Source organism: Nocardia sp. NPDC051787 (genome assembly GCF_040681325.1).
GTDB lineage: Bacteria > Actinomycetota > Actinomycetes > Mycobacteriales > Mycobacteriaceae > Nocardia.
Genome location: NZ_JBFAYO010000005.1, coordinates 166569 through 188987, shown reverse-complemented (window position 1 = coordinate 188987; position 22419 = coordinate 166569). Strand labels below are relative to the sequence as shown.

Below are 22419 nucleotides of genomic sequence, written 5' to 3'. Positions count from 1 at the left end.
CTTTGCCTCAGTCATGTACCACTCGATCGACGATGAGGCGGGCACACCACGACACAGTGCCGAGGGCAGTCCGTTCACCGTTTTCCCGCGTGGTCGTCGAACGCAACAGCCCGGGCAATCGCCACACCCAAGCTCGTCTTCAACGATTCAGGAATTGCCGCCCATCTGCTTACCGGCGTCACCAACCACGCCACCATCGGCGGCCTCGTCGAAACGTTCGTCCTCGGCGAATTGACTCGCCAGCTCACCTGGAGCCAGACCATGGCCCAGCTGCACCACTACCGCGACCGCGACGGCCATGAAGTCGACGCCATCCTCGAAGACAACGCAGGCCGCGTCGTCGCGATCGAAGTCAAAGCGGCCGAAACCGTTCGCACCGACGACTTTCGAGCTCTACGCGGCCTGCAGAACCGTCTCGGCGACCGGTTCCATGCTGGATTCGTCCTTTACTGCGGCGACCAACAACTCCCCTTCGGGGAAGACCTGTCCTGTTTACCGATCAGCGCACTCCGGACCACACCATCGAGGTGAGCCGATATGGCGCGAGCCGAAGATATTGGAACTGCTCACCGGCGGATCAGCCAGACTCCCGCCAACGGGTACGGAGCAATGATCGGAGTGCCCGCGATGTTGACCGTGCCGACCCATTGCCCTTGGCGCGGATCGATGTCGCGGAGGTCCAGCCCGAAAGGCAGGAAATCGAAGGTTACGTAGGTCTCGTCGGGGCCTACGGGGGTCTGATGCCCTGTCCGGCTGGAGGTTCCGCAGACCAGTACAACTGTTTTGCCGTCCACGAAGACTTGCAGGACACAGTTCTCCAGCGGCGTGCCGATGACGTTGGCTGGGTTGCGACTGATTTGGTATGTCCCAGCCGGGACGATGCCGTTGCGCGGGAACTCCGGGTCCTCGGCGGAAGCAACAGCGGGGGTCATGGAGATGGCGGCGGCAGCGAGCGCGATGCCGGCCGCGACCTTACGGAGTTTCATTGGCTCGGCTTCCCTTCGTTCCTGTTCGTTGGAATCAACCGTCTGCCGTGGCTGTCGCAGTTGGTTCGCACGCCGGGCGATCCGGACCTCGATGCCCTGCGACTCGACTATCGGCGCAGTTCCCTGGAGTCTATGCCCTGTCGGCGTGGAGCTTTCGAGCTTCGGAGGCGTCGCCGTACCTCCGGCAATGTATCCCTGGTGTGCACGGCAACGGACCTACATCGGCGTGCTCGGTTTCATCACCGGACATGCCGGTTTCATGACCGACCATCCGAGCGAGTGGGGCCAGCAGGTCGTGCAGCAACACGCCTATCGATGCGATCGGTGCGGCTCCATGATGTTCTTCGCCGATGGTTTCCTGGCCCATCCCCTGCCGGGCCGAACGAACCCCAGGAACCTCAGTTGATCAGTGCCCGAACAAAGCCATGCATGACCTACGTATGAGGCCGTCGTCGACCGGGTTCAGCTCCGGATGTGTTCCGGCCGGACGCCGAGTCCGATGAACCGGCCCGCCACGTGACGTAGCGCGGGTAACCGCCGGAAAACCCGGAAGATCGGTGGCAGGTGGGTGGCCGTGTTGTCGTCGAGGTTCTTGGGGTAGAGGTCGCGCAGGATGGCCAGCTGAAATAGCTGGGTCAGTTTGACCGGCAGTTGGCGGCGCGCTTGCACGCGCGGCGGATCGGCATCGGTCAGGCTGTGTGTGAGCAGTTTCGGGCCGAGAATGTTCGCGGTCGCGACGGCGTCCTGGATGGCCAGGTTTATTCCGACACCGCCCGCCGGTGACATAGCGTGCGCGGCATCGCCGATGCAGAGCAGTCCCGGTCGATACCAGTTGTCGAGCCGATCGACACGGACCGTGAGCTGATGGACGTCGTCCCAGCTGGCTGGTTCGTGAACGCGGTCACGCAACGCAGGTGCGAGTTCGCCTATCCTGCTGTGCAATTCGCCGATACCGAGCGCCCGCAGCTCCTGATAGGAGTTCGTCGGGATGGTGTACGCGACCTGCCAGTAGTCACCGCGGTCGATGGCGACCATTGCCCCTTTGCCACCCTGGAAGAACTCCACTCGGTCCGTCTCCCGCCGCGACAGCCGGAACCACAGTACATCCATAGGCGGCGAGCTCGCCTCGGCACGCAATCCAGCCTGGTCTCGCATGCGCGAGTGTCGACCATCCGCCCCTACGACGAGGTCGGCACGGATCTCGACGCTTCCGGTGTCGGTGGTCGCCCGTACACCGACGACGCGATCGTTCTCGATGAGCAGATCGGTTGCTTCGGTGCGCTGCAAAAGCCGAAACCCGGTAAACCCCGCGGCCTTCGTCGCGAGAAAATTCAGGAACTCCCATTGCGGCATGAACGCTATGTAGGGGCTGCGGACCGGCAGCTTCCGAAAATCGGCGAATGTCACTGGCGTGCCACCTACGGCAACGGTGACCCGATCCATGGTGCTGTGTGGGAGACGGTGGAATTCGTCCAGCCAGCCGAGTTCATGGATGAGTTCCTGAGTGGACGGATGGATGGTGTCGCCGCGGAAATCGCGCAGGAAGTCGGCATGTTTCTCCAGAACGGCCACCTGGACGCCCTGCCGGGCCAGTAGGGTCCCCAGCATCAGCCCGGCGGGGCCGCCGCCTACCACGCAGCATTGCACCTTCATGTCATGCACCATCGATTTCTCCTTCGGGTGGCGTGCCGCCATCGGTTCGAATGAGGCCGTGGAGTACGAGACCGGCCAGCTCGTCGACATCGACCGGGTTTCCGGCGCTGCGGCCGACGGCGAGAGTCGCGAACAGAGCGGTCGCGGTGGTGTGCGCATCGTGGTCGCGCAATTCCCCCGCCGCGACGCGTGAGCGCAGATAGTCGGCCAGCACGGCCCGCCCTTCCGCCACGAACTCCGCCAACACGGCCCGGACGTTCTCGTGCGAATGGCCCGCGGCGAAGAAGAGCCTGAGCAGCTTGGCATTGTCGGCCAGAAGGCCGTCGAACTCCCGCATCACCCTGGGAAGGACCTCGCTCGCCGGCCGTCCACGCGCTTGCTCCAGCAATTCGCGCAATTGCCCGGCGAATCCTCGCTCCCGCAGCAACGCGGTGACCAGCGCTTCTTTGCCGGCGAAGTAGTGATACAGCAGCCCGGGCGTCACCTCGGCGGCAGCCGCGATGTCCTTGACCGAAGCGCCGTCGATCCCCTTCACGGCGAACACATCCAACGCCGCGTCGAGCAAGCGCTCGCGCCGCCACTCAGCCTGTTCTCGTCGGCTTCCCACCACAACCTCATTGATTAAACGATCATTCAACGAACGGAACACTACCACGTGCGCAGCGAGAAGGCACCGCGGCAAACCCCACCCCCAGGCGAATTTTCGACGGTTGATGGCTCGCGCGATAGCCCACCGCGAGTGCCACGGAATGCGACCCGCACAACGGGTTCCCGTCCAACCGTGAACCCGGGGACTCGAAACATCCGCTGAGACAGTTCGGGACGCTGTGATGCGCGGCAAGAACGGTGGTTGCGACCTGCGGCAAAGTCACCGAGGTCGGCCGAGAAGAGTATCCCGCTGGTCGTCGATCACCGCTCGGATCGCGGCGACGACGGCGGCGACTTCGGGGCGGCGGAGCGTTTCGGCGCGGGCGACCAGCCAGTATCCGAGGGTGACCGTCACCGAATCGGCGAGGACGCGGATCAGGTCGGCGTGGCGGTCGGCCATGAAGCAGGGCAGCAGGCCGAGGCCTGCGGCCGCGCGGGTGGCCTCGACGTGCACGAAAACGTTGGTGGAGGTGACCGATTCGCGCATGGCGGGTGCGAAGCTGGAGGCGAGGTCCAGATCATCGACCTGGAGCATGGAATCGATGAAGTACACCAGCGGGTGCCGGGACAGGTCGTCGATCGTCGCGGGGATGCCGTGCTCGCGCAGGTATTCGCGCGAGCCGTAGAGGCCCAGGCAGTAGTCGGCCAGGCGAATCGCGGTAGCACGATGCACTTGCGGCTCACCGACCACCACCTCGAGGTCCAGCCCTGATCGCTGTTGGGATGCCCGCCGGGTGGTCGCCACGATCTCGACGGTGATTTTCGGGTGGCGCCGCCGGACTTCCGCGGCGGCGGGCGCGGCGATGTAGGCGCTGAAACCGTCGGTCGCGGAAATCCGGACGACGCCCTCCAGCACCCGGTTGCCGCCCGCGTCGGCGGCGAGCGATTTCACCGCCGACTCCACGGCCTCGGCCGCGGCGAGCGCCTCTTTGCCGAGGTCGGTCAGCTCCCAGCCGCCGGTCACCCGGGTGAGCACCCGGCCACCGAGGGTCTGTTCCAGCGCCGCTATGCGGCGCGAGATCGTGGTGTGGTTGATGCCGAGCTCTTCGGCCGCGGTGACGAAGCGGCCGGATCGTCCGACCGCGAGCAGAACGAGCAGGTCATCGGCACTGGGGCGCCGGGGTGACCCCGCGAAAGCCGGGCTCATATCTGCATCGTTGCAGATGGGTGCTGCATTAATGGTCATTGCGGCGCAATTCGTCTGCACGAATACTCGATTCAGCCAAGACATTGTGGGGGCCGTCACATCGAGACCCGAAGTGTGGCCCGGGGCACGAAGGAGATGTGCGATGAGGGTGCACAGCGCCGGGGCGAACCCGGCCCAGCCGACCGGCAAGGATCCCGGCGGGACGAGCGGCCTGCGGCGCGTGGTGGCCGCGTCGATGGCGGGCACGGTAGTCGAGTGGTACGAGTTCTTCCTCTACGGCACCGCCGCCACGCTCGTGTTCAGCAAGGTGTTCTTCGCCAAGGGCACCAGCGACCTGGATGCCATCCTGGCCGCCTTCGTGACCTACGCCGTCGGTTTCGCCGCCCGCCCGCTCGGCGGCGTGGTGTTCGGGCATTTCGGCGACAAATACGGCCGCAAGAAGCTGCTCCAGTTCAGCCTGGTGCTGGTGGGCGCGGCGACGTTCCTGATGGGCTGCCTGCCGACCTTCGCGCAGATCGGCTACTGGGCGCCCGCACTCCTGGTGATCCTGCGCTTCATCCAGGGTTTCGCGGTCGGCGGGGAATGGGGCGGCGCGGTGCTGTTGGTCGCCGAGCACAGTCCGAGCCGCAGCCGCGGTTTCTGGGCCAGCTGGCCGCAGGCGGGGGTGCCCGCGGGCAACCTGCTGGCGACGGTGGCGCTGCTGGTGCTCACTTCCACCCTGTCGGACGCGGCGTTCCTCAGCTGGGGCTGGCGGGTGGCGTTCTGGTTGTCTGCCGTGGTGGTGCTGGTGGGCTACTACATCCGCACGAAGATCACCGATGCGCCCATCTTCGTCGCGGCGCAACAGGAGGCCGAGCAGATCAAAGCGACCTCGCTCAGCGTCGTCGAGGTGCTGCGCCGCTATCCGCGCGGAGTGTTCACCGCGATGGGTCTGCGTTTCGGTGAGAACGTCATGTACTACCTGGTAGTCACCTTCACCATCACCTATCTCAAGGTGCAGGTGCACGCCGACACCTCGGTCATCCTGTGGTGGCTGCTCGCCGCCCACGCGGTGCACTTCGTGACGATTCCGCTGGTGGGCAGCCTGTCCGACCGCTTCGGCAGGCGGCCGGTCTACCTGGTCGGCGCGCTCACCGCGGGCACCTGGGGTTTCTTCGCCTTCCCGATGATGGACAGCGGCCACAACGTGATCATCATGTCCGCCATCATCATCGGCTTGGTCTTCCACGCCTTCATGTACGCCGGACAGCCCGCGATCATGGCCGAGATGTTCCCCACCCGGATGCGCTATTCCGGTGTGTCCCTCGGCTATCAGGTGACCTCGATCGCGGCCGGGTCGCTGGCGCCGATCATCGCCGTCCGGCTGCTCAACACCTATGACTCCGCCGTGCCGATCGCCTGGTATCTGGCCGGCGCTGCGGCGATCAGCGCGATCGCCGTGCTCGTGGCCCGGGAAACGAAAGGACTGAGCTTGGAGAGCGTCGACCTCGCCGACGCCGAAAGGCTCGGCGCGCGGACCGCCGAAGTGACTGTGCGATGAACGATCTCGCGGGGCGCACCGCCCTGGTCACCGGCGGCGCGAGCGGCATCGGCGCGGCCTGCGCCCGTGCGCTCGCGGCGCGCGGCGCGGTGGTCACCGTCGCCGATATCGATGACGTCGGCGCGAAGGCCGTGGCCCGTGAGCTCGGCGGAAAGTCGTGGGCGGTGGACCTGCTCGACGTCGCGTCGCTGGAAACGCTCGAACTCGATGCCGACATCCTGGTGAACAACGCCGGAGTCCAACACATCAGCCCGATCGAGGACTTCGCCCCGCAGCGGTTCCGCGATCTGCTCACGCTGATGGTGGAGGCGCCGTTTCTCTTGGTGCGCGCGGCTTTACCGCACATGTACCGGCGCGGCTGGGGACGGATCGTCAACATCTCCTCGGTGCACGGCGTGCGCGCCTCCGCGTACAAGGTCGCCTATGTGACGGCCAAGCACGGGCTCGAGGGCCTGTCCAAGGTCACCGCGCTCGAGGGCGGCCCGCACGGCGTGACGAGTAACTGCGTCAACCCAGGCTATGTGCGAACACCCTTGGTGGACAAGCAGATCGCCGACCAGGCCAAGGCACACGGCGTGCCGGAGCAGGAGGTGGTGGAGAAGATCCTGCTCACCGAGAGCGCGATCAAACGGCTCGTCGAGCCGGAGGAAGTGGGGGCGCTGGTGGGCTGGCTCGCGTCACCGAACGCGGGCATGGTCACCGGCGCGTCGTACACGATGGACGGCGGGTGGAGCGCTCGATGAGGGGGCGCTCAACCCAAGGCGGCCAGCGCCATGCGGCGCAGCACGGGCCGGGCCCGGACCGCGGTCGCCGTGCTCGCGCTGTGCGGGGTCGAGTTGATCAGGCCGAAGACGGCGTGGGCCTGCACCCGCGCCGTCTCCTCGGGCAGCTCCGGATGCAGCTCGCGCAGCACCGCTACCCAGATCTCCACGTACTCGCGCTGCGTGCGGCGGATCTCCCGGCGGGCCGGGGCGGGCACGTTGTCCAGATCCCGGTCTTGGATGCGGATCAGCTCCGGCTCGCCGAGCGCGAAGTCCAGGTGATGTTCGACCAGCCCGGCGAGCGCGTGATCGGCCGAATTCGCCGCCGCCACCACCGCCTTGCCGCCGTCCAGCAGCCGCTGACTCACCCCGACCAGCAGCTCGATCAGCAGCGCTTCCTTGTTCGGGAAGTGCCGGTAGACCGCGGGACCGCTGATGCCGACGGCGGCGCCCAGGTCGTCCAGGCGCATGCCGAGGAAGCCGCGGTCGGCGATGAGCCGGGCGCCGGCCTCCAGCAGGTGTGCCCTGCGCTGCGCCTTCAGCTGCTCGCGACGAGTGGGCACGACGGATTCGGCACTGGTCACACGCGGTCCTTTCCCGCCGATCTGGACATCTCGGTTAACCAAGACTAACCTGAATTCCAGTTATCGGCGACTAACTCAGGCGACAGGATGGCGTGATGACCGTTACCGAAGAGGTCGGCAACCGCGCCGCGCACGCGGCGCTGGTCGACGACCTGCGCGCCCGGCTGGCCGCCGCGGCGCTCGGCGGGCCCGCGAAGGCGCGCGAACGCCATGTGGCGCGGGGCAAGCTGCTGCCGCGGCAGCGGGTGGACCAACTGCTCGACCCCGGCAGTCCGTTTCTCGAGCTGTCCCCGCTGGCCGCGACCGGGATGTACGGCGACGAGTCCCCCGGCGCCGGGATCATCACCGGGATCGGCCGGGTGTCCGGGCGCGAGTGCGTGATCGTCGCCAATGACGCCACAGTCAAGGGCGGCACTTACTACCCCATGACGGTGAAGAAGCATCTGCGCGCGCAGGAGATCGCGTTGCAGAACCAGTTGCCGTGCCTGTACCTGGTCGACTCCGGCGGCGCGTACCTGCCGCGGCAAGACGAGGTGTTCCCTGACCGGGAGCATTTCGGGCGCATCTTCTACAACCAGGCGACCATGAGCGCCAAGGGAATCCCACAGATCGCCGCGGTGCTCGGCTCCTGCACGGCCGGTGGCGCCTACGTACCCGCGATGAGCGACGAGGCCGTGATCGTGCGCAACCAGGGCACCATTTTCCTCGGCGGGCCGCCGCTGGTGAAGGCCGCGACCGGCGAGGTGGTGACGGCCGAGGAACTCGGCGGCGGCGAACTGCACTCGCGCACGTCGGGCGTCACCGACCACCTGGCCGAGGACGACCAGGACGCGCTGCGCATCGTGCGCCGCATCGTGGGCACACTCGGACCGCGCGCGGCCGGCCCATGGGAAGTGCGGCCGACCATCGCGCCCGCCGCGCCGGAAGCGGAACTCTACGACGTGGTACCGGTCGATCCGCGCACGCCCTATGACGTACGCGAAGTCATCCACCGCTTGGTCGACGAGGCAGGCGACAGCGAGAGCGGCTTCCACGAGTTCAAGGCCGAATACGGCAAGACCCTGGTCACCGGATTCGCACGCATCCACGGCCATCCGGTGGGCATCGTCGCCAACAACGGCGTGCTGTTCAGCGAATCCGCCATGAAGGGCGCGCATTTCATCGAGTTGTGCGACAAGCGCAGCATCCCGCTGCTGTTCCTGCAGAACATCACCGGCTTCATGGTCGGCCGCGACTACGAGGCGGGCGGCATCGCCAAGCACGGCGCGAAGATGGTCACCGCGGTGGCCTGCGCGCGGGTGCCGAAGCTCACCGTCGTGATCGGCGGCTCCTACGGCGCGGGCAACTATTCGATGTGCGGACGCGCGTATTCGCCCCGGTTCCTGTGGATGTGGCCGAACGCGCGGATCTCGGTGATGGGCGGCGAGCAGGCCGCGTCCGTGCTGGCGACCGTGCGCGGCGACCAGCTCGACAGCAGCGGGCAGCCGTGGTCGGCCGAGGACGAAGAGGCCTTCAAGGCCCCGATCCGGGACCAATACGAGAGCCAGGGCAATCCCTACTACTCGACCGCGCGCCTGTGGGACGATGGCGTCATCGACCCGGCCGACACCAGAACCGTGCTCGGCCTCGCCCTGTCGGTGTGCGCGCAGGCCCCGCTCGAACCCGTTTCCTACGGCGTCTTCCGGATGTGATGGCGATGCTGAACAAATCCGTTCCCGTCGAATTCGACACCGTGCTCGTCGCCAACCGCGGCGAGATCGCCGTGCGGGTGATCCGCACCTTGCGCGCCATGGGAATTCGCTCGGTCGCCGTCTACAGCGACGCCGACGCGGACGCCCGGCACGTTCACGAGGCCGACACGGCGGTACGACTCGGCCCGGCTCCGGCGCGTGAGAGCTACCTGTCCATCGACGCCGTGGTGGCCGCCGCCGTGCGCGCCGGCGCGCAGGCCGTTCACCCTGGCTACGGATTCCTTTCGGAGAACGCCGCTTTCGCCGCCGCGCTGGCCGAAGCGGGCATCGTCTTCCTCGGCCCGCCCGCGCGTGCGATCGAGGTGATGGGCGACAAGATCGCCGCGAAGAACACCGTGGCCGCGTTCGGCGTCCCGGTGGTGCCCGGCATCGCTTCGCCCGGCCTCACCGACGACGAGCTGATCGCCGCGGCCGCCGAGGTCGGGTATCCGGTGCTGGTCAAGCCGTCCGCGGGCGGCGGAGGCAAAGGCATGCGCCGGGTGGACGATCCGGAACGCCTCCCGGAGGCGCTGCGCAGCGCGCGCCGCGAGGCCGCCGCCGCGTTCGGGAACGACACCCTGTTCCTGGAGCGATTCGTCACCCGGCCCCGGCACATCGAGGTGCAGATCCTCGCCGACCAGTTCGGCAGCGTGCTGCACTTGGGTGAGCGCGAATGCAGCCTGCAGCGCCGCCACCAGAAGGTGATCGAGGAGGCGCCCTCGCCGCTGCTCGACGCGGCGACCAGGGCCAGGATCGGCGCCGCCGCCTGCAACACCGCCCGCAGTGTGGACTACGTGGGCGCGGGCACCGTGGAGTTCATCGTCTCCGCCGACCGGCCCGACGAGTTCTTCTTCATGGAGATGAACACCCGCCTGCAGGTGGAGCATCCGGTGACCGAGCTGGTCACCGGCGTCGACCTGGTTGAATGCCAGATCCGGGTCGCGGCCGGGCAGAAGCTCGCGGTGGCGCAGGACGACATCCGCATGGTCGGGCACGCCATCGAGGCCAGGGTGTACGCCGAGGACCCGGGGCGCGGATTCCTGCCCACCGGAGGAACGGTGCTCGATCTCGACGAGCCGGAAGGTCCCGGAGTGCGGGTCGATTCGGGACTGCGAATCGGCACGCGCGTCGGTAGCGACTACGACCCGATGCTGTCGAAGGTCATCGCGCACGCCGGTGATCGCACCGCCGCGCTCGCGAAACTCGACCGGGCTCTGGCCGAGACCGTGCTGCTCGGTGTGACCAGCAATATCGAGTTCCTGCGCTTCCTGCTGGCCGACCCGGATGTCGCCGAAGGACGGCTCGACACCGATCTGCTGGACCGGCGAGTGGCCGACTTCCATCCCGCTCCGGCGGGCGATGACGAGTTCGTCGCCGCCGCAGTCTGTCATTGGCTGCGCCGATGGCCGACGACGCCGGGCGATCCGTGGGCGATCCCGTCCGGGTGGCGGATCGGGGCCGACGCGCCGACGCCGATCCGGCTCGCGGGCGGCGATCGGATCGAGCACGTCTACCTCTCCGGCGCGCCCGCCGACGGCGTGGTCCGCGTCGGCGACGGCGAAACCTCGTCGCTTACCGCGACATTCGCTGGCCGCGGCGGCGACGCCTACGCCGGTGTGCTCACCCTGACCAGGGACGGCCTGCGGCGCACCTACCGGGTCGCCGAGCAGGACGGCCTGCTGTGGGTGGCCGGGCCGTCCGGCATCGCGGCGCTGCGCGAGGTCGCCGAGGTCAACGTGCGCGGCGACGACGAGCACGTCGGCGACGCCGAGATCCACAGTCCCATGCCGGGTTCGGTGATCGCGGTGGCGGTCGCTCCCGGCGCCACCGTCGCCGCGGGCGACCCGGTGGTGATCGTGGAGGCGATGAAGATGGAGCACTCCCTCACCGCGCCGGTCGCCGGGACCGTCGAACTGCTGGTCGAGCCCGGCGCCCAAGTGCGCCTCGATCAGGTTCTCGCGCGCGTCGCCGCCGGCGCACGAGCCGATACGGAACACGCTGAACGAGAAGGAATCCCGACATGACCGACTTCCTGTCCACCGGCACGCTGCCGGAGGAGTACCGCGATCTCGCGCTGACCGTGCGTGACTTCGCGCGGTCGGTGGTCGCGCCGGTGGCGGCCGAGCACGACGCGAACCACACCTTCCCGTACGAGGTGGTCGCGGGGATGGCCGAGATGGGTCTGTTCGGCCTGCCGTTCCCCGAGGAGTACGGCGGTATGGGTGGCGACTACTTCGCGCTGTGCCTCGCGCTCGAGGAACTGGGCAAGGTCGACCAGAGCGTGGCGATCACGCTGGAGGCGGGCGTCTCGCTCGGCGCGATGCCGATCTACCGGTTCGGCAACGACAAGCAGAAGCAGGAATGGCTGCCCCAGCTGACCAGCGGCCGCCATCTCGCCGCGTTCGGGCTCACCGAACCGGGCGCGGGCAGCGACGCGGGCGGCACCAGGACCACCGCGGTCGCCGACGGCGGCGAGTGGATCATCAACGGCAGCAAGCAATTCATCACCAATTCCGGCACCGACATCACCGTGCTCGTCACGGTGACCGCCGTGACCGGGCAGACCGGCGGCAAGAAGGAGATCTCGACCATCCTGGTCCCGACCGACACTCCCGGTTTCGTCGCCGAGCCCGCGTACAACAAGGTCGGCTGGAACGCCTCCGACACTCATCCGCTCAGCTTCACCGACGTGCGGGTGCCCGAGGAGAACCTGCTCGGCGAGCGCGGTCGCGGCTACGCGAACTTCCTGCGCATCCTCGACGAGGGCCGGATCGCCATCGCCGCGCTGTCCGTCGGAGCCGCGCAGGGCTGCGTGGACGAAAGCGTGCGCTACGCCAGGGAGCGCGAGGCCTTCGGCCAGGCGATCGGACGCAACCAGGCCATCGCCTTCAAGATCGCCAGAATGGAAGCGCGGGCGCACGCCGCCCGCACCGCCTACTACGACGCGGCGGCGCTGATGCTGGCGGGCAAGCCGTTCAAGAAGCAGGCGTCCATCGCGAAACTGGTGGCCAGCGAGGCCGCCATGGACAACGCCCGCGACGCGACACAGATCTTCGGCGGCTACGGCTTCATGAACGAGTACCCGGTCGCCCGGCACTATCGGGACAGCAAGATCCTGGAAATCGGCGAAGGCACGACGGAGGTGCAGCTGATGCTGATCGGACGGGAGCTGGGGCTGTGACGCGGCGGGCGGTGGTGCAGCGCGGACTCTGGTTCGAGGAGTTCGACACCGAGGTGGTCTACGAGCACCGGCCCGGCCGCACCATCACCGAGGCGGACAACGTGCTGTTCACCACGCTGACCATGAATACCCAGGCGTTGCACCTGGACGCGGCGTTCAGCGAGCAGCTGCCCCCGTTCAACCAGCGGCTGGTGAACTCGATGTTCACGCTGTCCACCCTGGTCGGATTGTCGGTGGCGCAGCTGACCCAGGGCACCATCGTGGCCAACCTCGGCTTCTCGGAGATCGCTTTCCCGAAGCCGCTGTTCCACGGCGACACCATGTACGCCGAAACCGTGGTCACCGACAAGCGCGAGTCGAAGAGCCGCCCCGGCGAGGGCATCGTCACCTTCGCGCACACGGCACGCAATCAGCACGGCGACATCGTCGCCACCGCGGTCCGTAAAACGCTGGTCCGCAAGGCCCCGGAGTCGGCATGAGGGAGCGCAGCGAGCGAACGATGGGCACAGTCGAGCACTCGCTCGTGCCGGAGCCGAGCGTCAGCGAGGCGCAGGCATGAGCTGGCAGATGGCAGGCCCGGCCTGGTTGTTCTGCCCGGCCGATCGCCCGGAGCGCTACGCGAAGGCCGCGGCGGCGGCGGATGTGGTGATCCTCGACTTGGAGGACGGCGTCGCCGCGCACGACAAAGCCGCGGCGCGCACCGCGCTGGTCGACACCCCGCTGGACCCCGAGACCACGGTGGTGCGCATCAACGCGGCGGGCACCGCTGAGCACGTGCTCGATCTCGCGGCGCTGGCCGCCACCGCCTATCGCCGGATCATGCTGCCGAAATGCGAATCGGCCGAACAGATCACGGCGCTGGCGGACTACGAGGTGATCGCGCTGATCGAGTCGCCATTGGGGGCTCTCACGGTCGGTATGGCTGTGACGGCGCACAACGCGATCGGTGTCATGTGGGGAGCCGAGGATCTGGTGGCGGCGCTGGGCGGGAACGCGAGCAGGCACGCCGACGGCGGCTACCGCGACGTGGCCCGGCACGTCCGGTCCACCGCGCTGTTGGCAGCCAAGGCACACGGAAGGTTCGCTGTGGACTCGGTCTATCTGGATATTCGCGATCTGGACGGTCTGCGCGCGGAAGCCGAGGACGCGGTCGCGGTCGGCTTCGACGCCAAGGTCGCGATCCACCCGAGCCAGGTGCCGGTGCTGCGGGCGGCATACGCGCCGTCGGAGGACGACACCGCCTGGGCCCGGCGGCTGCTCGCGGTGGCGCCGAAGCACCGCGGTGTGTTCGCCTTCGAGGGCAGGATGGTCGATGCCCCCGTACTCCGGCATGCCGAGCAGATCGTGCGACGCGCCGACCGCGTCTGATCACCGAGTTTCCACAGCGAGGAGAACCGCCATGCAGCCACAATGGGTGCCGACCGAACAAGACATCGCTGCTGCCAGGATCACCGACTTCACGCGATTCGTCGCCGAGCGCACCGGGGTGCGCGCGGCGGATTACCACGAACTATGGCAGTGGTCGATCACGGACCTCGCCGGTTTCTGGCACGCGCTGTGGGACTATTTCGAGCTCGGCGACGTCGCCGGTGACGTGCTGGCGAACGCCGAGATGCCGGGCGCGCGGTGGTTCCCCGGCACCCGGCTCAACTACGTGGACCAAGTGATCCGCCAGCTGCACACCGACCGGCCCGCGATCAAAGCGGTCAGCGAGGACGGCTCGATTCGCGAGGTGTCCTGGGTCGAATTGATCGACCACACCGCCACTTTCGCCCGTACGCTGCGCTCGCTCGGCGTGCGGCCCGGCGACCGGGTGGTGGGGTATCTGCCGAACATCCCGGAGGCGGTGGTCGCGTTCCTGGCCACCGCGAGCATCGGCGCGGTCTGGAGCGCCTGCGGTCAGGACTACTCGCCGAAGGCTGCGCTGGACCGGCTCGGCCAGTTGGAACCCACAGTGCTGGTCACCGCCGACGGCTACCGTTTCGGCGGCAAGACGCACGACAAGCGCGCCGACATCGCCGAGCTGCGTGCGGGGCTGGATTCGCTGAAGGGCACGATCGCGATCCCCCGGCTCGGACTCCGTGTGCCGGACGCGATGCCGTGGAGGGAAGCGATCACCACTACGGCGGCGGCGCCTCCGGTGATCACCACCGAAGCGGTGGATTTCGACCATCCGCTGTGGATCGTGTTCTCCTCCGGCACCACTGGATTGCCCAAGGGCATCGTGCACGACCACGGCGGAGTGCTGCTGGAACACCTCAAAACCGTTGGCCTCCAGTCGGATATCGGGCCAGAGGACACGTTCTTCTGGTACACCAGCCCCAGCTGGATGATGTGGAACTTCCAGATCGCGGGCCTGCTGGCCGGGGCGACGATCGTGTGCTACGACGGCAGCCCCACCCATCCCACACCCGACGCGCTGTGGCACATCGCCGCCGAGGTCGGCGCCACCGTGCTCGGCACCAGCCCCGGCTATGTGCTGGCCTGCATCAAAGCGGGCTCCGTGCCGCGCACCGACCACGACCTCTCGGCGCTGCGCACGGTCGGCATCACCGGCTCCGCGCTGCCCACCTCCTCGGCGCTGTGGCTGGGCGAGAACGTCGGCGACCACGTGCAGGTCTCCTCGATCAGCGGCGGCACGGACGTGGTGTCCGCGTTCATCGGCGGCGTGCGCACCGTACCGGTGTGGCCGGGCGAGCTGTCCGCGCCCTACCTCGGTGTCGCGCTGGACGCCTACGACCCGGCGGGGCAGCCGGTGCGCGGCGAGGTCGGCGAGCTCGTCATCACCGGGCCGATGCCGTCGATGCCGGTGCAGTTCTGGCATGACGAAGACGGAAAGCGTTATCACGACGCGTATTTCGACATGTTCCCCGGAGTCTGGCGCCACGGCGACTGGATCACCATCACCGACCACCACAGCGTGATCGTGCACGGACGCTCCGACTCCACGCTCAACCGGCACGGCATCCGGATGGGCAGCGCGGACATCTACCAGTCCGTCGAGCGGCTGCCGGAGATCGCCGAGGCCCTGGTGATCGGCGCCGAACAGCCGGACGGCGGCTACTGGATGCCGCTGTTCGTGGTGCTGGCCCCCGGCGCGGAACTCACCGACGAGCTGAAAGCCCGCGTCAACAACACCATCCGCACCGAGGTCTCCCCGCGCCACGTCCCCGACGAGATCATCCTCGCCCCCGGCATCCCGCACACCCGCACCGGCAAGAAGCTGGAGGTGCCGATCAAGAAGTTGTTCCAAGGCGCCGACCCGGCCCGCGTCGTGGAACGCAGCGCGGTGGACAACCCGGACCTGCTGGACTGGTATGCAACCCAGCGAAGCCCTATGGGATGAGGATTACCGCTATTACACGCGGATATGGGCCCAAGAGGAGGCTGTTGCCATGGAAGTCGGAATTCGGGAGCTGCGAGACAACCTTGATCGATATCTCGCCGAGGTCCGCTCGGGACGCATGTTGACGGTTACCGATCATGGGCAGGCGATCGCCCGCATGGTTCCGGTCGATCGCCTGATACGGCTGGAACGTCTCCGTAGGAAGGTACGCATTCAACCCGCTCGCACTGGGAAGCAGTCGGCCCCCGAACCGATTCACGGGAACGGCATCGTCGGTGAGTTCATCGATGCACAGCGCCGGTGACCGGGTATCTCGATAGGCTCCTCGACAATGTGGGCGTATCTCGGGCGCCGACTAGTTGACGCTGCCCTGTGGAACGACCCAGACATGGGGTTGCCTTGTCACGGCCGCAATATGTTCGAAATCGGCGTCGTAGTGCACCAGTACCGCCCCATGGAATTCGGCGACGGCAGCGGTAACCAGATCCACGATCCCCGCTGCTCGGTGATGGCCCCTGCGCGCCATCAGTTGCTGGACTTCCCGTGCGCGATCCGCGATCGTCTCGTTGAGCGGAAGGTTGACATAGAGAGCACGACGCCGCTGTGCGATGTTCTGCACATCGGCGAGGTTTCGTCCGGAGTAACCGGCTTCCAGGTCTACGGTGACGCATGTCGCGGCCGCACGATCGGCGATCAGTCCGGCGATTACCGTGCGCACCGGCTGGTGCGCAAGCCTGGCGTTGGCAGAGGTGTCCACGAGATGCAGTCGCAGCGGTGTGGTTTCACTCACCGGCGAGCCTCGCCCATGATTTCCGCGTCACCGATATCGGGTCCGACCCCGAACCCGTACGGATCGGTCAAGACCTGTTCGATCCGGCGCCTACGCTCGGCGACGAACTCCAGGGCGGCGTTCACCGTGTCCTTCTTCGTGGTCGTCCCCAACTCCTTGGCGGCCAGGGCTAGGGCTTCGTCGTTGACATCGATCATCGTCTTCATATATCCAATAATATGTCTGATGACATCACTGGAGCAATATCACAGCAAGAGCCGCATCCCATGACATGGCGACCTTGCCCATTGCAGCAGGTCGTTACGATGTTCGTCATGAGTGTCGACAATCGCCGTACGGCGCGGAAGGCGAGCAGCGGCAACTCGGCACCTCGGGAGATCCGGCGCAGGCCGAAGAACCGGCGGGCCCAGATCGCGGCGGCGTCCGCGGCCGCGTTCGGCGCGCTCGGCTACCACGGTGTGAGCATGGACGACATCGCCTCGGGGCTCGGCATCAGCTCCGCGGCCCTGTATCGGCACTATCCGAGCAAATACGCGCTGTTCCGGGAGGAACTGCTGCGGGTGGGCCGGGCGATGACCGAATCGGTCCAGCTGCCCGAGGAAGCGGTGGACTGGCCGGCCGAGCAGCGGCTGCGGCATGTTCTCGACGCGCTGATCGCCGTCACGATCGAGAACCGCCCCACCATCACGCTGGTGCGCTGGGAGGGCAGATACCTCGAACCCGAAGACCAGATCACGCTCGACGATCAGCAGGCCACGGTCCTCGGCGCCCTGGGCAGCCAGGTGGCCGCGCTGCGCCCGAAGACGACCGACGACGATCTGCGCGTGCTGCGTACCGCATTGCTCAGCACGATCACCAGCATCGCCGATCATCACGCCGCTCTTCCCGCGAAATCCCTTGCCCGCCTGCTCAATTCGACGTGCCTGTCGATCGCGAACGCGGATCTGCCCGCGGAGCACCCGGTCGAACCGGTGGCGGTGGTGGAGATCCCGGACTCGTTCAAACACGAACTGCTGCTGCGCAAAGCGGTCGAGCTGTTCCATGAGCGCGGGTACCCGAACGTCAGCGTGGAGGACATCGCCACCGCCGCAGGGCTTTCGGCCGCCTCGGCGGTGTACCGGTTCTATCGCGGCAAGAGCGACATCCTGGCTGCCGCGTTCCGCCGCGCCGCCGAACGGGTTTCCGGCGCCGTCGGCCCCACCGTTGCGGCGGCCGGCGATTCCGAGGACGCGCTCACCGCGTTGATCACGCAGTACGTCGCGGGTTCGTTCGCCGAACGCGCCCTTACATTCGTGTATTACACCGAATTCCAGCATGTTCCAGCCGAGGAGCGCACTGTGCTGCGCAACATTCAGCGGCTCAGCGTCGAGGAGTGGGCCCGGCTGCTGCGCGAGGTGCGCACCGAGCTCACCCCCGCCGAGGCGCGCATTCTGGTCCACGCGGCCTTCGCGCTGGTCGTCGATCTCGGTCGCGCCTTCGGCAATGAGCCACTGGCAGCGCAGGACCGAGTGCGTCTGCTGATGCAGCTGGTGCTCTTCGGCCGCACCGCGCGGTAGGGAGTGCCGTCGGCACCGCCCCCGCATCGGAAACGCCCCGTACTCGCCACCCGACCAGGAAGCATCGCGCGCTCACGCCCGGATGCTGCGAATCTGCGGCGGCAACCGGCTGCCCGCGCGACGAGACGCGTTCGCGGTAGCCGCCGTGGAGTCGGTCAGCGCTCGAGTCAACCGTGCGGCGAGGCCCGGTTTCGGAACAACACCCGGTTCACGCGCCCAATTGGAAGTTTATGTTACCAACAGTTCGCCTTTGAATTGATGTATAACTCTTGGTGCTCAACGCTTTCGCCGCTGGTTGTGATCTGACTTTCAGCCATTCCCGAGGTAGGGAAACATCGCAGAACCACGTGACCGGTTGGGCTACCATCGCGGCATGGGTGCCGAGGAACGCCGCGCTGCGGACAAAGCGGTGGGCGAGAAACCGGCACGGGAGATCCGGCGGCGACCGCGCGATCGCCGCGCACAGATCGCGGCGGCGTCGGCAGAGGCGTTCGGCGCGCTGGGCTACCACGGCGTCAGCATGGAGGACATCGCCTCCCGGCTCGATATCAGCTCCGCCGCCCTCTATCGCCACTACCCGAGCAAGTACGCACTGTTCCGCGAGGAAGTGCTGCGGCTGGGCGCGGTCAGCCAGGAGGCGGCCCGGCTGCCGGACAACGCGAACGAGCTACCCGCCGAGCGCAGGCTCGAGCGGGTACTCGACGCCCTGATCGCGGCCGCCATCGCCAATCGACGCAGTGCGGCGCTACTGCGCTGGCAGCGCCGCTATCTGGCGGAGGCCGACGCGGCCACCCTGTCCGGACAGCTCGCGAGCGTGAACGCGGCGCTCATGTCGCTGCTGGCCGAAACCAGGCCCGCGCTGAGCAAGGCCGACCGCGCCGTCCTCGCGGCGGCCTTGCTGAGTGTGCTGAGCAGCATCGGTGATCACCACGTCGCGATTCCGGTCCGCGCCTTGACCGCGCGGCTGACCGAGGCCTGCCACACGATCGCCGGTTGCACGCTGCCGCCCGGCGGCGCCGAAGCCGAAACCCTTACCGCGACGGAGATTCCGCTGACATTCGCACACGAGCTGCTGCTCGTACGCGCGGTGGAACTGTTCCATCAGCGCGGCTACCCGAATGTCAGCGTCGAGGACATCGCGACCGCCGCGGGTCTGCCCACCTCCTCCGCGGTGTACCGCTTCTACCGCGGCAAGGGCGATATCCTCGCCGCCGCGTTTCGCCGAGCGGCCGATCGGGTGTCGGCCGCCATCGGGCCCGCCGTCGCGGCCGCCGAAACCCCCGGGCAAGCGCTGAGCACGCTGGTCGAACTGTACGTGGCCGGTTCGTTCGCCGAGCGTGAGCTGACCTTCGTCTACTACGCCGAGATCAGCAATGTGCCACCGGAGGAGCGCACCGTGCTGCGCAATATCCAGCGGCTCAATGTCGAAGAGTGGGCCAAACTGCTCGGCGCCGCACGTCCCGAGCTGTCCGCTGCCGAATCGCGCCTGCTGGTGCACGCCGCACTGGCGCTGGTAGTCGACCTGGGCGAGCGCTTCGGCTCGCACGCCCCGACATGCTCCCAGCTGCGGGTGATCCTCCTCATGCAGGTCATCCTCTTCGGCCGAGCGCCACAGGGCTGAATCAGCGTTCCAGGTACAGCCTTTCGTTCGGCAAGCGGCGCAGGCCGGTGGGCTTGCCGGGAACGACTGTGACGGCGCCGTCGAAGTATTTTTCGCACCATTCCTTGACGAAGGTGGCGGCAGCACTGGCGCAGGCGATGTAGTCGAACCGTAGGCCATGGAGGAAGACGCTCAGGTGGACGTCTGGTTCGGTGGGGCGAGGACTGGTCATCGTTTGCCGCCTCGGAGGGTTCGGAATCCGCTGCGGGTCATGATGATTGTCGTGACGACGGCAGTGCTGGAAACGAGTTCGCAGTGGCGGCGCAGGGGCGCGGCGATGACAGCGTTCGGGCGGCTCGCTACCGACTATCGGCTCGACGCGCGACCGCGGCAGTCCTCGTATCTCCACCCCGCGTGGAGATACGAGGACTTCGGCGTGCTCGGGATTCCCTCACATAAATCCCGAGCAGAGCACGGACGCACTCGCACGAAACGAGTTGGGCCGGAGTACCTTCCACCGTCTACACGTCCGAGGTCAGCGGGAGTACCCGTCGGCCCGGTTGTCGGGTACCACGCGCCCGGAGGCGACCAGGGTGCGGAACGCCGCTTGTTTACGTGGGCAGGCGTCGGCGCGGCAGGGAAGGTGGCACTGCATCACTCGGTGCGCTTGTTCGATCGTGAACGGCTTGTCGGGTGGCCGGTGGGCGTCCGAGGCGCCGCTGCGGGGTAAGCAGGAGCCGACGGCGGTGATCACGGCCACCAGCAGCACGCATGCGCTGAGCATGGCCAGCAGCGATTCCACGGCCGATCACTGGTCAGCGGCCTGCCGGACACAGAATGCGGAGGCGGCTAGATACTGGCGGCAGCTCGCGCCGTGCCCACCGTGGACGGCGCGGATGAATCGCGCGCGGTCGTAGCTCAGGCCGAGTGGTTCCTGCGCGCAGTCGCGGCTTTGCACCAGCCACAGTTCCCGGACATCCGAGTGCAACACGTCCATCTTTCACCTCCACAAGTGCGTGCACCCGGCACCGAGAAGGCGCCGCCGGAATCGCGCCCGACACGGATGGATCGGGCCGTGTCGGGACCGTGCGCCGGACTCCGGGCAACGGGCGCCCTCGACAGGGTTTGGGCGTGACCCCCGATGCCGGGTGCATTTCAACAGTGCGCGTTGCGATTCGGTAGATAACAGTCCCTAATGCGGTAATTGCGAGTACTTTCCGTTTGTATCGTCCTGGAGCAAGGAAGCGAGACCTATGGTGGAGGTCGACTGGACGGGCGAAGCAGTACATGCGCTTCGCACGGCGATGAAGCGAAGCCGTTACGAATTCGCGCGTCTGGTGGGCGTCACCCCGCGCACCGTAGTCCTGTGGGAGAACGGCCGGACAACCCGGATGCACGCTGCTAGCCAGCGTCTTCTCGACAGGGTTGTGTCAGAAGCCGATGCACTCGTCGTCGCGCGATTCGAGCGGGCGATCACAGCGCTGCGGGAGTCGGCCACCGACCGCGAAAGCGCCGATCCGGCGTCCGAAAGGCAGAGCAAGCTCGGTAGGGAAATCGGGCTCGACAAGGAAGTCGAGGAAGACGACGTGAGAAGGCGAGAACTGCTGGCCTGCATCGGCGCAGGCATGGCAGGCCAGGCGGCGGACCTGGTGGCAAGCGAACCGGAGCGGATGCTCGCGACCCTCGACGCCGGGTCGATCAGCGAGCGGCGACTGGTGTTCCTGGAGCAGTCCGCCGAGGTACTCGGCACGCGGGTGGTGCAGGTGCCGCCGCACGAGCTGCTGCATACCAGCCTGGAGCAATTCCGCATGGTCCGCGGCTGTCTCGGCGAACGGCAACCCACCCATCAACAGGTCCGGCTGGTGCGCACCGCGGGCAGACTGGCGAACGTGGTCGGCGAGATCCTGTTCAACGAAGGGCATTTCGGCCAGGCAGGCATGTGGTATGCCACCGCGATCCACGCCGCGCAGGACATCGGCGACCGCTATTCGGAAGACATCGCCCTGGCCGGGCTCGCGTATTTGCCGACCTATAGCGATAAACCGAAGGAAGTTTTGCAGTTACTCGACGGTCGTTTGCAAGAAAATCCGTCATATGGCCCCGCTGCCGCATGGTTGTGGGGAATGGCTGCGCGCGCCCATGCCAGCCTCGGCCACGCCGATGAATTCGCGCGCTGTATTACCCGATCGGCGGCGGCATTGGACGACGTCGGTCCCGAAGACCTTTCGGTCGGTATTTTCTCTTTCCGCCCCGAGAAACTCGCCTTTTATCAGGCGATCGGATATTCCCGCCTCGGCCGGGCCGACGAGACCGCCGACGCCGCGGCCCGCGCGATGGCGCTGTACGACCCGTCGGAGACCATGGAACCCGCCCTGGTCCGCTTCGAGCACGCCACGGCGCTGCTGGCCTCGGGAGAGGTCGACGAAGCCTGCGCGGTGGCGACCGGCGCAATTACCAACGCACGCACCTACGTCGGGCTCACCGTCACCAAGCGCGCCAAGCAGTTCGACGCGGCGCTGGGCGGCCTGCGCACGAGGGCCGTCACGGAGTGGCGGCAACAGGCCCACGCGGTGATCGACGCCCGCGCCAAGGCGTGAGACCAGGCGGGGCCCGCCGGTCGCCAGAGGGATTGACACCAGCGCGCCCCGCGTATTCAGGTGGTCAGTTCGCCTCGTTGGAGACCGCGTCGATGAGCGATTTGGGACGCATGTCCACCCAGTGGTTCTCCACGTACTGCAGACAGGACTTGCGGTTGGCGGCGCCATAGGCGATGGTCCAACCGCCGGGGACGGCGGCGAAGACCGGCCATAGGGAGTGTTCACCCTCCGCGTTGATCAGGACATAGAACTTGGCGTCATCGTCGTCGAACGGGTTGTTCATTCGGTTTTCCTTCTTCC

23 protein-coding genes and 1 pseudogene are annotated in these 22419 nt (G+C 67.2%); 13 read left to right on the top strand and 11 right to left on the bottom strand.

The genetic code is table 11. The features are described from left to right. Nucleotides 1–84 precede the first annotated feature (84 nt). Nucleotides 85–531 (top strand): annotated as a pseudogene (locus AB0M45_RS07585) (DUF4143 domain-containing protein); the annotation flags it as partial. Between the two features lie 35 nt (nucleotides 532–566). Here the strand turns inward: AB0M45_RS07585 and AB0M45_RS07580 are convergent. The 4 genes from AB0M45_RS07580 to AB0M45_RS07565 form a co-directional block, all read right to left on the bottom strand. Further along, nucleotides 567–986, bottom strand: coding sequence for a hypothetical protein (locus AB0M45_RS07580; RefSeq protein ID WP_364323985.1), 420 nt, complete (start codon nucleotides 984–986; stop codon nucleotides 567–569). Between the two features lie 462 nt (nucleotides 987–1448). Then, entirely contained in the window at nucleotides 1449–2594 is a 1146-nt protein-coding gene (locus tag AB0M45_RS07575) for an FAD-dependent oxidoreductase (RefSeq protein WP_364324125.1), read from the bottom strand. A gap of 46 nt (nucleotides 2595–2640) precedes the next feature. Further along, the gene (locus tag AB0M45_RS07570; RefSeq protein ID WP_364323983.1) at nucleotides 2641–3294 is read right to left on the bottom strand and encodes a TetR/AcrR family transcriptional regulator; all 654 of its coding nucleotides are present in this window, start codon (nucleotides 3292–3294) and stop codon (nucleotides 2641–2643) included. Nucleotides 3295–3507: 213 nt separating this feature from the next. Further along, nucleotides 3508–4434, bottom strand: coding sequence for a LysR family transcriptional regulator (locus tag AB0M45_RS07565; RefSeq protein ID WP_364323981.1), 927 nt, complete (start codon nucleotides 4432–4434; stop codon nucleotides 3508–3510). Nucleotides 4435–4576: 142 nt separating this feature from the next. On the opposite strand from AB0M45_RS07565, the gene AB0M45_RS07560 reads away from it, so the two are divergent. Beyond that, nucleotides 4577–5974, top strand: a complete 1398-nt coding sequence (locus tag AB0M45_RS07560; protein ID WP_364323979.1) for an MFS transporter — start codon at nucleotides 4577–4579, stop codon at nucleotides 5972–5974. Continuing rightward, the gene (locus AB0M45_RS07555; RefSeq protein ID WP_364323977.1) at nucleotides 5971–6717 is read left to right on the top strand and encodes a 3-hydroxybutyrate dehydrogenase; all 747 of its coding nucleotides are present in this window, start codon (nucleotides 5971–5973) and stop codon (nucleotides 6715–6717) included. The genes AB0M45_RS07560 and AB0M45_RS07555 overlap by 4 nt, the downstream gene beginning before the upstream one ends. An 8-nt stretch (nucleotides 6718–6725) precedes the next feature. Here AB0M45_RS07555 and AB0M45_RS07550 read toward each other — a convergent pair whose 3' ends face one another. Beyond that, nucleotides 6726–7319: a TetR/AcrR family transcriptional regulator gene (locus tag AB0M45_RS07550; RefSeq protein ID WP_364323975.1), complete on the bottom strand. Its 594-nt coding sequence runs from the start codon at nucleotides 7317–7319 to the stop codon at nucleotides 6726–6728. Nucleotides 7320–7414: 95 nt separating this feature from the next. Between AB0M45_RS07550 and AB0M45_RS07545 the strand changes: the two genes are divergently transcribed. From AB0M45_RS07545 to AB0M45_RS07515, 7 genes are all read left to right on the top strand, one after another. Further along, complete coding sequence (locus tag AB0M45_RS07545; RefSeq protein ID WP_364323973.1) at nucleotides 7415–9010, top strand: carboxyl transferase domain-containing protein; 1596 nt, start codon at nucleotides 7415–7417, stop codon at nucleotides 9008–9010. 5 nt (nucleotides 9011–9015) lie between these two features. Then, nucleotides 9016–11073 (top strand): biotin carboxylase N-terminal domain-containing protein, encoded by a 2058-nt coding sequence (locus AB0M45_RS07540; protein ID WP_364323971.1) that lies wholly within the window; start codon nucleotides 9016–9018, stop codon nucleotides 11071–11073. Continuing rightward, nucleotides 11070–12230 (top strand): acyl-CoA dehydrogenase family protein, encoded by a 1161-nt coding sequence (locus AB0M45_RS07535; protein WP_364323969.1) that lies wholly within the window; start codon nucleotides 11070–11072, stop codon nucleotides 12228–12230. Before AB0M45_RS07540 ends, AB0M45_RS07535 begins: the two co-directional genes overlap by 4 nt. Then, nucleotides 12227–12709, top strand: coding sequence for a MaoC family dehydratase (locus tag AB0M45_RS07530; RefSeq protein WP_364323967.1), 483 nt, complete (start codon nucleotides 12227–12229; stop codon nucleotides 12707–12709). The genes AB0M45_RS07535 and AB0M45_RS07530 overlap by 4 nt, the downstream gene beginning before the upstream one ends. 76 nt (nucleotides 12710–12785) lie before the next feature. Beyond that, the gene (locus tag AB0M45_RS07525) at nucleotides 12786–13598 is read left to right on the top strand and encodes a CoA ester lyase (protein ID WP_364323965.1); all 813 of its coding nucleotides are present in this window, start codon (nucleotides 12786–12788) and stop codon (nucleotides 13596–13598) included. 31 nt (nucleotides 13599–13629) lie between these two features. Beyond that, nucleotides 13630–15576 (top strand): acetoacetate--CoA ligase, encoded by a 1947-nt coding sequence (locus tag AB0M45_RS07520; protein ID WP_364323963.1) that lies wholly within the window; start codon nucleotides 13630–13632, stop codon nucleotides 15574–15576. Continuing rightward, nucleotides 15548–15880: a type II toxin-antitoxin system prevent-host-death family antitoxin gene (locus AB0M45_RS07515; RefSeq protein ID WP_364323961.1), complete on the top strand. Its 333-nt coding sequence runs from the start codon at nucleotides 15548–15550 to the stop codon at nucleotides 15878–15880. The genes AB0M45_RS07520 and AB0M45_RS07515 overlap by 29 nt, the downstream gene beginning before the upstream one ends. A 51-nt stretch (nucleotides 15881–15931) precedes the next feature. Here AB0M45_RS07515 and AB0M45_RS07510 read toward each other — a convergent pair whose 3' ends face one another. Next, nucleotides 15932–16366, bottom strand: a complete 435-nt coding sequence (locus AB0M45_RS07510; RefSeq protein ID WP_364323959.1) for a PIN domain nuclease — start codon at nucleotides 16364–16366, stop codon at nucleotides 15932–15934. Continuing rightward, nucleotides 16363–16572 (bottom strand): type II toxin-antitoxin system VapB family antitoxin, encoded by a 210-nt coding sequence (locus AB0M45_RS07505; RefSeq protein ID WP_364323957.1) that lies wholly within the window; start codon nucleotides 16570–16572, stop codon nucleotides 16363–16365. The genes AB0M45_RS07510 and AB0M45_RS07505 overlap by 4 nt, the downstream gene beginning before the upstream one ends. Before the next feature lie 108 nt (nucleotides 16573–16680). Here AB0M45_RS07505 and AB0M45_RS07500 point away from each other — a divergent pair, with 108 nt between their 5' ends. After that, nucleotides 16681–17922, top strand: a complete 1242-nt coding sequence (locus AB0M45_RS07500; RefSeq protein ID WP_364323955.1) for a TetR/AcrR family transcriptional regulator — start codon at nucleotides 16681–16683, stop codon at nucleotides 17920–17922. A gap of 373 nt (nucleotides 17923–18295) precedes the next feature. Then, nucleotides 18296–19543, top strand: coding sequence for a helix-turn-helix domain-containing protein (locus tag AB0M45_RS07495; protein ID WP_364323953.1), 1248 nt, complete (start codon nucleotides 18296–18298; stop codon nucleotides 19541–19543). Between the two features lies 1 nt (nucleotide 19544). Here AB0M45_RS07495 and AB0M45_RS07490 read toward each other — a convergent pair whose 3' ends face one another. The 3 genes from AB0M45_RS07490 to AB0M45_RS07480 all read right to left on the bottom strand — a co-directional run bounded on the left by AB0M45_RS07490 (nucleotide 19545) and on the right by AB0M45_RS07480 (nucleotide 20519). Next, nucleotides 19545–19754, bottom strand: a complete 210-nt coding sequence (locus AB0M45_RS07490; protein ID WP_364323951.1) for a hypothetical protein — start codon at nucleotides 19752–19754, stop codon at nucleotides 19545–19547. 303 nt (nucleotides 19755–20057) lie between these two features. Next, entirely contained in the window at nucleotides 20058–20324 is a 267-nt protein-coding gene (locus AB0M45_RS07485; protein WP_364323949.1) for a hypothetical protein, read from the bottom strand. A 6-nt stretch (nucleotides 20325–20330) separates the two neighbouring features. Beyond that, on the bottom strand, nucleotides 20331–20519 hold the full coding sequence (locus AB0M45_RS07480; RefSeq protein ID WP_364323947.1) for a hypothetical protein: 189 nt from the start codon (nucleotides 20517–20519) through the stop codon (nucleotides 20331–20333). A 256-nt stretch (nucleotides 20520–20775) separates the two neighbouring features. On the opposite strand from AB0M45_RS07480, the gene AB0M45_RS07475 reads away from it, so the two are divergent. Then, the gene (locus AB0M45_RS07475; protein ID WP_364323945.1) at nucleotides 20776–22119 is read left to right on the top strand and encodes a hypothetical protein; all 1344 of its coding nucleotides are present in this window, start codon (nucleotides 20776–20778) and stop codon (nucleotides 22117–22119) included. A gap of 64 nt (nucleotides 22120–22183) precedes the next feature. Here AB0M45_RS07475 and AB0M45_RS07470 read toward each other — a convergent pair whose 3' ends face one another. After that, a complete protein-coding gene (locus tag AB0M45_RS07470; protein WP_364323943.1) occupies nucleotides 22184–22402 on the bottom strand; it encodes an MbtH family protein in 219 nt (72 codons plus the stop codon). Nucleotides 22403–22419 lie beyond the last annotated feature (17 nt).